Annotated in this window: 4 protein-coding genes; all 4 read left to right on the top strand. The window is 47.5% G+C overall.

Annotated elements, in window-relative coordinates:
* Positions 1-1676, top strand: a 1676-nt coding sequence (locus AC1DWN_RS26120; protein WP_477561815.1) for a GH39 family glycosyl hydrolase, incomplete at its 5' end; no start/stop codon positions are given.
* 272 nt (positions 1677-1948) lie between these two features.
* Positions 1949-3061, top strand: a complete 1113-nt coding sequence (locus AC1DWN_RS26115; protein ID WP_477561814.1) for an alpha/beta hydrolase — start codon at positions 1949-1951, stop codon at positions 3059-3061.
* 9 nt (positions 3062-3070) lie between these two features.
* The gene (locus tag AC1DWN_RS26110) at positions 3071-3238 is read left to right on the top strand and encodes a phosphatase PAP2 family protein (protein WP_477561813.1); all 168 of its coding nucleotides are present in this window, start codon (positions 3071-3073) and stop codon (positions 3236-3238) included.
* A 164-nt stretch (positions 3239-3402) separates the two neighbouring features.
* Positions 3403-5769, top strand: coding sequence for a glycoside hydrolase family 3 C-terminal domain-containing protein (locus AC1DWN_RS26105; RefSeq protein WP_477561816.1), 2367 nt, complete (start codon positions 3403-3405; stop codon positions 5767-5769).
* Positions 5770-5811 lie beyond the last annotated feature (42 nt).

Genomic DNA, 5811 nt, shown 5'->3' with positions numbered 1-5811 from the left:
CACCAGGGCAATACCGTCGCGTAAATGAGCATGATGCCACCGAGCCTAAGGAGAACGGTACCGCCAGTGAGGGATTCTCGACCGATTTTTCTTCACTGATGCGTCATTTGCATCAACCCGAGCAATCGATCGTCAGACCCCAGGTTAACAAGATATATGATCTGCATGTGGACATTAGCCGTAAGATTAGGACGCTGAGTCATAATTGGCGGACGTTGATAAATGCAGGATATGCCAAAGATCTGCTGAATGGCGCGGTGCAGGCGCAAATACGAAAGATGCAAAAGGAGATTGGTTTTCGCTATGTGCGCTGCAAAGGTCTGTTGGATGATGATATGATGCTGTATGTCAGCAAATTGTCGGGCAGCTTGGAGTATAACTTTGTTTATGTAGATGAGGTACTGGACTTTGTGCTATCAGTGGGGTTAAAGCCTTATGTGGAATTCAGTTATATGCCCTCTGCTTTAGCGAGGGAAGCCGTGTTTCCATTCAGGAGGCCAAGCATCCTATCTATGCCCGAGAAATTAGACGAATGGCTCGCCCTCGTAACATCGCTCGTTCGCCATTTCATTGATCGATATGGGATTGAATCGGTGCGGGAATGGAGGTTCGCTCCATTCGTGAGTCCAGAGTTTTCCGGCTATGGTGTATTTACATTGGAAGAATACTGGGTGCTTTACCGAGAGACCAGTCGAGTGATCCGCGCTATCGATCCGCAGCTGCATATTACTGGTCCAGGGTGCAACATTGATTCGAGTGATTATATTAGCGAATTTCTGGTGGCTTGCAGCAAGGAAAACTGTATGCCAGACACATTGGCTCTGCGTGCTTTTCACAGTATATTACCCGATCAGGAAGACACTGGTCTACAGCTCATGGCTGAGGATGAAGCTTTTCCTCTTGCGGCAAGCGGTGATGAACAGTTTTTGGGGCACGCTTTGCACAAGGTCAAAAAGCTGTTGCGCCAATGCGGTTTCGGCAATCTGCCCGTGATTCTTGAAGAGTGGAGCAATAGCATCTGGCAGCGTGATTTGTGCAACGACACCTCGTACAAATCTGCTTTTCTTTTCAAAAACATTCTGGAAAACTATGACCAGTTTGAGGCTATGGGATATTGGACGCTAAGCGACCATATGGAGGAGATCGTTCCCTCGGCGGAGCTTTTCCATGGCGGGTTTGGTTTATTCACTCGCGGGGGAATGCCCAAAAGCTGTTATCGCGCCCTACAGTTGTTGAAGTATGCAGGTAGCAACTTGGTAGCTGAAGGTGACGGGTATTTTATAACCTCTTCGAAAGCTGAAATACAGATATTCATTTATAATTATTGTCATTATGATACATTGTATCGCTACCGTCATACTACTCACCTAACCCAAACCGAACGGTACAATGTGTTCAATATACGCAATCCCCGTCAGTACCACATTCGTCTGGACGGCTTAACGCCGGGTGTTTATACAGAGCGCAGGTATTCGGTAGGTCCAGCTGGAGGAAGCGCCTTTGACGAATGGCTGAATATGGGTGCACCTAAGGAAATGCGTCCAGAAGAATGGGCTTATCTTGAAAGTCGGTCCCTACCGCTATTTCAAATGCAGTCGATGCAAGTGACAGCGAATTATGTGGTAAATGCTGTTGTTCAGCCGCATGAGGTTCAATTGATTTTACTAACGCGATAAATAGAAAATAAAACAAAAAGGATGACTTTGGCGTCGTCCTTTTTGTTTTTTATATTGTATTTTTGCTCTCGACTACAAATATGGAATCTCTTTTATTTGAAACGATAAAAGAAGTATATAAGAAAAGAAATAATACGATATTTTTTCTGAAATCCCAAACCTATAATTGAGTTATGGCATATCTACTACAAAAATGCCATTCAAGAGCTATTATAATGAAAAATCGATCTTATTGAGTTGGATGGACACAAGATTTGGGAAGGGGAATCCTCATGGAACGCAAATATTCTAAACAGCTTCTTACGTCTATTCTTGAAAGGCAGCATGTAATTAATGAAAACGGACTGGATATCTTGATTAAGCCCATTCCTGAAACCGATGAGCCTGGCGTGCTGGATCCTCGCTTATATAAGAGTTTGGAGCCAATGCTGAAAGGCTTCAAGGGCATGGTGATTAAGATGATGATGAAAGGCAGCCGGAAGAAAAATATCCAAAAAAGCGCAGCTCAAATGCGTCGGATGATGAATGGCGTGAAGAGCATATCGATCACTGAAGGCGTTGATGTGAAGCATGCTACAGTTCAGAACGGTGATGTGGCGGTCCCTGTCCGCATTTATACCTCGCAAAAGAAGAAGGTAGGCTTGCAGCCTGTGTTCTATTTCATCCACGGCGGAGGTTTCGTGGCAGGAGGACCAGAAGTGGTGGAGGAGATCTGCAAGCTTGTGGTTGCGAATACTGGCTGTGTATCGATTCAGGTGGATTACCGCCTAGCTCCGGAAAACCCATATCCTGCCGGGCTCGACGACTGTTATGCCGTGTTGAAATGGATTTATGTCCACGCCGAAGATTTCAATGGTGACCCGCATCGCATCTGTATCTCCGGTGATTCCGCAGGTGGGAACCTAGCCACGGTGTGCGCAATGAAGGATCGGGATGAGGGAACCCAGATGGTGAAGGCGCAAGCACTGCTATATCCAAGTGTGGACGCAGCAGGTATGGAGGGACATATGCAACGCAGGGATGTTTATGAAATATCCCCGTCTCAGGATAAAACGATTCGTTCGATACTGGATATGTTTAGCGGCGCTATAGGAAATGTTACATTGGGCGAATATTTGGGAGTGCCCGATGATAAAATCCCCTATGTGAGTCCGCTGCGAGGAGATCTGAAAGGGATGCCGTCTACCGTCATTTTGTTCGGCGAATATGACTTTTTGCGTATAGAGGATGATGCGTATGCATTAAAGCTAAAGGACTCAGGCGTCAAAGTAAAAACGATACGGTACAAAGGACTTTCCCACGGGTTTGCCGATCAGGTGGGTGTCACACCGCAAGCGGAAGATAGTTTGATTGAGATTGGAAAATTCATGTTGGAGAATGTGTAATGCCCTAAATTGCAAGGTAAAGCAGCATGGCTTCTATCTGTCTCTTATGTCTGGTTCGTGCTCATTGCATTCAGCCGAGTTGTCATGGGCGCACATTTTCCTTCCGATGTGATTGATGGTTTTTTCATGAGTTGGTTGTTGTTTCAGCTGTGGAAGCACGTTTTTTTCAAAATATAGGAAAGTATAAGTTTCACACTTATACCAACGCCTATATTTCACCGTGAAACGAACTTATGCCACCAGAGGACGGCGCCAGCCGTATACACTTGATTCAACAACGATACAACAAGAATTATCACTTTGCGAAAATCGAAAGGAGCATCAATTTGAAAAAATATGAGATGAAAGCGAAAGAAATACTGACGCAAATGACATTAGAAGAGAAAGCTACCTTGTGCAGCGGCAGCAATTTCTGGCAGACTAAAGGATTGGAACGCCTGGGCATAGACAAAGTGATGGTAACTGATGGGCCTCATGGTCTGCGCAAACAAGGTGGCAGTTCCGATCATTTGGGGATCAACCAGAGCGTGCCTGCAACCTGTTTTCCTACCGCCGCAACGACGGCTTGTTCCTTTGATACTGACCTGCTTCGCGAGATGGGTGAAGCACTTGCCGAAGAATGTCTGCAAGAGAATGTGACCGTTGTTCTCGGACCTGGCGCCAACATCAAGCGCAGCCCGCTGTGTGGGCGTAACTTTGAATACTTTTCCGAAGATCCGTTTCTCACAGGAGAGTTATCCACTTCGTTTATCCAAGGCATCCAGAGCAAGGGTGTAGGAACAAGTATGAAGCATTATGCAGCCAATAATCAGGAGACCCGCCGTTTGGTGGTGGACTCAATCGTCGATGAACGGGCTTTAAGGGAAATCTATCTGCCTGCTTTTGAGAAAGCAGTAAAGAAAGCGCAACCATGGACCGTCATGTGCTCTTATAACCAGATCAATGGGGAGTACGCTAGCCAGAATAATTGGCTGTTAAACCAGGTGCTTCGTGATGAATGGGGATTTGAAGGCCTTGTGGTGACCGACTGGGGTGCAATTGTCGATCGTGTGAAGGGCACGGCAAGCGGATTGGATTTGGAAATGCCTTATGCAGGACCTGCAAATGACGAAGCAGTGGTACAAGCCGTTCAGGACGGCGGCTTGGAAGAGGCTTTGCTCGATACGGCAGCGCTTCGCATGCTGTGCATGTTGCTGGCTGCGAAAGACAACGAAAGTGAAGGATACCGATATGATGCAGATGCTCATCACAAATTGGCTCGCAGGGTGGCGGCTGAAAGCACTGTGCTGCTGAAAAATGATGGCAATCTGCTGCCGTTTCAAAAAGGAAGCAAGCTGGCGGTGCTGGGCGGATTTGCAGACAAGCCGCGTTACCAAGGTGCTGGCAGCAGCCGCATTAATCCGATTCAATTGGAAAATCTGTGCGGCATTCTGAAGGAGCGAGGGGAAAGCTTCATCTATGCCCAGGGTTACTCTGCAAATGGTGATGCGGCTGATGAAGCATTGCTGTCCGAGGCAGAAGCGGTTGCGATGTCGGCCGACATCGCGATCGTATGTATCGGACTGCCCGATGAGTACGAGAGCGAAGGCTTTGATCGCGATCATATGCGTTTGCCTGACAGTCATGTCGCACTTCTACAACGTACCGCTGCTGTCAATCCCAACACAGTAGTGCTGCTGTTTGGAGGCAGCGCCGTGGAAATGCCTTGGCTTGTCGATGCCAAAGCACTGCTCATGCTGTATTTAGGCGGCCAAGCCGGCGCCAGCGCAGCTGCGGATCTGCTTTTTGGTGATGCAGTACCAAGCGGTAAGCTGGCTGAAAGCTTCCCTTTTAAACTGGAGGACAACTCCAGCTATCACTACTTCCCTGGTGGAGAGAAGACTGTAGAATATCGGGAGAGCATCTATGTGGGCTACCGCTATTACGACAAGGCTGGCAAAGATGTACAGTTCCCTTTTGGGTTCGGTCTGTCATATACGAGCTTTGAATACAGCGGTCTAACGCTAGAGAAAAAGGACAATGACGTGGTAGCTAGCGTAAAAGTAAAAAATATCGGAGACGTTGCGGGAGCTGAAGCCGTACAGTTTTATGTTAGCCAGAAGAACCCTTCGGTATTTAAGCCTATACGGGAGTTGGGCGGTTTTGCCAAGGTGATGCTGCAGCCTRGCGAGGAGAAAACCGTATGCGTCACGTTGACCACTCGCAATTTTGCCTATTATGATGTGGATACCCAAGCATTCGTAGTGGAAGCAGGAGATTATATCGTGGCTGCAGCTTCATCTAGTAGAGACATTCGCTGCGAGCAAAGCATCACGCTTAATGGCACTTCTCCAAAGGAGGCGCAGCATGCTGCGTACGAGACACTGTCTAATGGGGATTTCCTCGTATCCGATGAAGATTTCGCGAGCTTATATGGTAAACCGCTGCCACCTTCTTCCTATCAGCCTGGGGATCCCTACACGCTCAACTCTACCCTTGGCGAAATTGCAGTCACCAATACAGGCAGGGCTTTAATCGAGCAAATGCAGAAGCAGATGAGTGCGATGGTGAACACTGAAGGAGACGAAACGACAGGCCGCATGATGCAGCGCATGATGGGTGAACTACCGGTCCGAGCATTGGCAATGTTCAGCGGTGGTGCCATGAATCCACAGCAGATTCAAGGGATAGTGGATGCAATCAACTACGAAGTTAACTTAACTAATTAAAATCTGATTTATGCAAACTGGCATCCTTATAACTTGGATGCC

Source organism: Paenibacillus sp. P4_A7 (assembly GCF_056402455.1).
This window is presented reverse-complemented; position numbering and strand designations above follow the sequence as displayed.

Coding starts and splice junctions, on each gene's coding strand:
- AC1DWN_RS26115 (WP_477561814.1), top strand. CDS start 1,949: ATGGAACGCAAATATTCTAAACAGCTTCTTACGTCTATTCTTGAAAGG.